General features: G+C 39.5%; 1 pseudogene. It reads right to left on the bottom strand.

Annotated features, from left to right (window positions below):
• Window positions 1-527, bottom strand: a pseudogene (locus GVN22_RS27700) (hypothetical protein); the annotation flags it as partial.

A 527-nucleotide genomic window follows, 5' to 3' on the forward strand; every position in this document is an offset into this window, starting at 1 on the left:
CCCTGATTGATATATTCCGAACCACCTATGTATATCTTGTTGATTCCTCCTGGACCACTATTGACATAACTCCACTTTGTTCCTGAACCATCGTAATAATAACTTACTTGTTTGTCAGCAAAGCTTACCTTGTTGACCAAATTTAGTAAATTATAATTAATATTGGTTATCCCTTTGTCTTTATCTACTACCAAATTACCGTTGGCATCATAGCTAAAATCTGTCGTGGTTTTGTTGACATCATTATAGCCTTTGCTATCATTGGTGTTGTCTAGTACCGAAGTGAGTTGTACAGATAGGTTGGAGGCATAGCTATACGCCAAATCGTCTCGACTTGTGCCTCCCAATGGACCATTCCAACGTTTGAGCGTCTTGATGGAACCATCTAAACGATAGCTTAAACTCTCACTTAAATCTGTATCTGTATTGGTTCCAATGGACTGTAACAGGCGATTCATCCCATCATAAGCCAATACATATCCTCGCTTGGCACCATTGTTACTCCAATCGTATTTGGTGATGTTGCC

The organism is Cellulophaga sp. BC115SP (assembly GCF_009905545.1).
Lineage (GTDB): Bacteria > Bacteroidota > Bacteroidia > Cytophagales > Spirosomataceae > Flectobacillus > Flectobacillus rivi.